Origin of the sequence: Acinetobacter uliginosus (assembly GCF_044130295.1) — a bacterium.
Classification (GTDB): domain Bacteria; phylum Pseudomonadota; class Gammaproteobacteria; order Pseudomonadales; family Moraxellaceae; genus Acinetobacter.
This window is the reverse complement of the sequence record NZ_JBIQOC010000164.1, coordinates 1-3,392: the sequence shown is the minus strand read 5'-3', so window position 1 is coordinate 3,392 and position 3,392 is coordinate 1. Positions and strand designations below refer to the sequence as shown.

Annotated in this window: 4 protein-coding genes and 1 tRNA gene; 3 read left to right on the top strand and 2 right to left on the bottom strand. The window is 41.9% G+C overall.

What is annotated here, in order from left to right:
• Positions 1–244 precede the first annotated feature (244 nt).
• On the top strand, positions 245–1,543 hold the full coding sequence (locus ACE01T_RS17395; RefSeq protein ID WP_395519771.1) for an FAD-dependent oxidoreductase: 1,299 nt from the start codon (positions 245–247) through the stop codon (positions 1,541–1,543).
• Positions 1,544–1,546: 3 nt separating this feature from the next.
• Positions 1,547–2,380 carry an SAM-dependent methyltransferase gene (locus tag ACE01T_RS17390; RefSeq protein ID WP_395519770.1) on the top strand — a complete coding sequence of 278 codons (834 nt, stop codon included), beginning with the start codon at positions 1,547–1,549 and terminating at the stop codon, positions 2,378–2,380.
• A 79-nt stretch (positions 2,381–2,459) separates the two neighbouring features.
• Here ACE01T_RS17390 and ACE01T_RS17385 read toward each other — a convergent pair.
• Both ACE01T_RS17385 and ACE01T_RS17380 read right to left on the bottom strand, forming a co-directional pair.
• Positions 2,460–2,535 (bottom strand) — tRNA-Thr (locus tag ACE01T_RS17385).
• Between the two features lie 139 nt (positions 2,536–2,674).
• On the bottom strand, positions 2,675–2,902 hold the full coding sequence (locus tag ACE01T_RS17380) for a hypothetical protein (RefSeq protein ID WP_291354094.1): 228 nt from the start codon (positions 2,900–2,902) through the stop codon (positions 2,675–2,677).
• A gap of 183 nt (positions 2,903–3,085) precedes the next feature.
• Between ACE01T_RS17380 and ACE01T_RS17375 the strand changes: the two genes are divergently transcribed.
• Complete coding sequence (locus ACE01T_RS17375; protein WP_395519769.1) at positions 3,086–3,220, top strand: hypothetical protein; 135 nt, start codon at positions 3,086–3,088, stop codon at positions 3,218–3,220.
• Positions 3,221–3,392: the final 172 nt, after the last annotated feature.

Below are 3,392 nucleotides of genomic sequence, written 5' to 3'. Positions count from 1 at the left end.
GATCATTCAGCATTGTACGAGGCATAGCGAGAGTAAAATTGGGTTTGGCGATTTAATTTTACTATCTCGCTATTTTTTTAAGCAACAAATGTCAACAGACCCTAAATAAATGTAATTTTTGACTTTATATGCATCATGATGAGTTTTGTTAAAAACCTACATTCTGGAATATTTTAATACCGCCTTTTAAGCCGGCTTGGTTCATAATTTCAATAATCTTATGTGTAACTGACGGATAATAATTTTGGATATTGCAGTTATTGGCAGTGGCATGGCTGGGCTAGCTACCGCAAGAATTCTTAAAGATGCAGGACATAGCGTTACTATTTTTGAAGCCTTGGCAGGTCGTGGTATGGATAGCCATAGCATTGAATTCGAGGGCGGCCTGATTGATGCTCCCCTGCGTGTCATGAACCCGCATTTGTGGAAAAACACCCTCAGTCTGGCGGCCTATCTGGGTATCCAGACCTTTCCTGTGCGTACCTATATGGCATGCAGTTGGTTATTTGAAGACCGCACCGAAACCTGGCTGACCACCTCACGCAGCCGTATTGGTAATTTTCCGATTATTAATAACCGTAAAGGCATTCAGCAATATGGCTGGCGCATGGTGAAAGGCATGCTGCAGCTGAAGACGGCGATTGCGAAATTCTTCAGATCGAAGCACCAGGACATCACCCTAGCTGAATTTATTAATCATAATGATATCGAAGAAGTGTTCTGGCATGGTGCCGTAATGCCGGTGCTGTATACCATTTGTACCTGTAACCCGAAAACCATTGGCGAATGGCCTGCCAAACCCTTGCTAGTTTTCTTGCGTCAATTGACCGATGGCGATGCCTTGCTGCGTCTGCAGGGCGGTACACCGGCCCTGGTCGACAAGCTGATTGAAGGCATTGAAATTCGTGGTGGTTCTGCCATTACCCATATTCAACAGCAGCAAGAAAGGGTGTTGATTGAAAATGAACAAGGCGAACAGCTGTTGTTTGATCGTGTGATTGTTGCCACACCGACCAATAAAATTGAAACATTCCTCGATAATGAACAATTTGCTGATGATATTGCGCTGTTAAAGAAATTTAAATTTGAGCAGGGCCAGCTGGTGATTCATACCGATCAATCGGTAATGCCACCAAAACGTAAAGATTGGGCTGTACTTAGCTACATGATGGACCGTAAATTTACCCGTCAGCAATTTACCGTCTGGCTGAATTCGGTTGAGCCAACCTTGGTCGGTAAATCGCCAGTATTCCAAACCTGGCAGCCGGTGACAGAGATTGATCCGAAAAAAATCATCTCCTCAGTGAGCTTAACCCGTGCTGTAGTAGATTCACAAACAGTAGCTTTAAATAAAGAACTGCAAGCCCGTCATCATGATTTAAACCGCAAAGTGTTCTATTGCGGTTCATGGTCTTGTGATGGATTGCCTGTACTGGAATCTGCCGTGACTTCAGCCATGCATATTGCAGAGATTTTAGGTGCACCATTGCCGTTTGCCGGATTAAAACCTAAAGTTGAGGTTGCTCCACAACTCGGCTACTAAGATATGAAATGGCTTCAAGCGATTCGGCAGAAACTTCCTCAACATAAATACGCAATCAATGCGAAACAGTTAGGAGATGATGCCGTACTCGCCTGGAGCAATCTGGGCTATTGGGATGATGCAACGTCATCCTATCCAGAAGCTTGCCGTCAGTTGGCAGATCAATTGGCGCAAGCTGTATCTTTAAATGCCAAAGATCGACTGCTGGACCTGGGCTGCGGGCAGGGGGCAAGTTTACTGTACTGGCAACAGCACTATCGGCTTCGGCATATTGAAGCCGTGGAACTGCAAGCCAGTTGTGTCATGCAAATTCAAAAACATTTTCCGCAAATTACGGCCATTTACCCGCAATCCTTTTTAAATTTAAAACAGATTCCTTTTCAACAGCACTTTGATGTGGTGCTGTGTATCGATGCTGCCTATCATTCCAATTTAAATTCGTTCCTGTATTCAGTGGACAATGTTTTAAATTCAAAAGGCCGACTGGGTTTTCATTATTTAATGCTGTCCGAGCAATGGCTGAATTTAAATGCACTACAAAAGCAAAAATATAAGTGGTTGCTCAAGGCTGCAGATGTGAATCTGGAGCATTTGATGATGGCATCGGGATTAGAACAGACATTGCAGCAACATGATTTTAGTCACATTGAAATTCGCGATTTATCCAAAGCCGTTTTATACGGATTTGCAAACTACTTTCAACATTTGCAGCAATTGCCACAGCAGGGCACAGGTGTGGATGCCTTTAAAATTCGCATGACTGCAAAACTCTGTCAGCAGCTGTATCAGGATGGGTTGGTCAATTATGTACAGATTAGTGCAACAAAGAATGCCTGAGCATGGTGCAATTTTTAATTTTTAAAAGCTAAGTGCAAAAACAACAAAGCCTCACTAAAAAGCGAGGCTAAGTATAAAATGGTGCCGGCACACGGATTCGAACTGTGGACCTACTGATTACAAGTCAGTTGCTCTACCAACTGAGCTATGCCGGCAACGTGCAGAGAATAATAGCGAATTTTGTTGAAAACGCAAGCCAAAAAATGAGCGGTTGAAAGAGATGACTTGGTCTTGATAGGTTCAATTTTTCCCGGTCATCTCGTCAATTGAATAATTGGTTCTCAATTTAAAAGACTATTTACTCCTTAAAATCTGGTCCAGGTCTTGAGCACATTCTTCTAAGGTTAAAGCCATATCGATTTGCATTTGTGGTTTAAGTTCGCTGGCCAGTTTGCGCCATTGTTCGATCAGTCGGAGGGCTTTTTGAATTTTATGTTTATTTATATCCTTGGCAATCGTTGGAGTATAACCACCACGTTTAGCATTCTTGATTTGTTTGACATAATTATTGCTGGTATTCATATCTACTCCCGAATAGCAGTTTTTCTATGTGTTCAATGTGCTGTTACAGGTCGACTTAAGGCTCTGTTATATGATTGTTATCATGGAAATATTGCATTTATATGATCATATCTCAACAGGTTTTTTACTTTCTGCGCTTGAAATAATAACGTGCAGTAATTGTGCCATTTAGGTGACATGTGAATGAAATATCGGACTTTGAAGGCTTTTGGTAATCAATGTGAAGCTGATTTCATTGCGTTTGTTGCAGATCAATCATCTAGAGATATTACATTTACAATGATGGAAATTGAAACATGGCTGGAGTTGGAAGATTAAATTTAAGGTGTAGATTAATGCTGATGTAGCGCAACTGATTAATGGCAATGCATAGGATGGATAAACATGAACCGTACCGGGTTTGTCGGAGACCAACTTTCCTGAGAGAATGCCCCGATGAAAAAAGTAAAATATACCCCTGAAATCAGAGATAGAGCGGTTCAACTTGTGA

Coding starts and splice junctions, on each gene's coding strand:
- ACE01T_RS17390 (WP_395519770.1), top strand. CDS start 1,547: ATGAAATGGCTTCAAGCGATTCGGCAGAAACTTCCTCAACATAAATAC.
- ACE01T_RS17380 (WP_291354094.1), bottom strand. CDS start 2,902: ATGAATACCAGCAATAATTATGTCAAACAAATCAAGAATGCTAAACGT.
- ACE01T_RS17375 (WP_395519769.1), top strand. CDS start 3,086: ATGAAATATCGGACTTTGAAGGCTTTTGGTAATCAATGTGAAGCTGAT.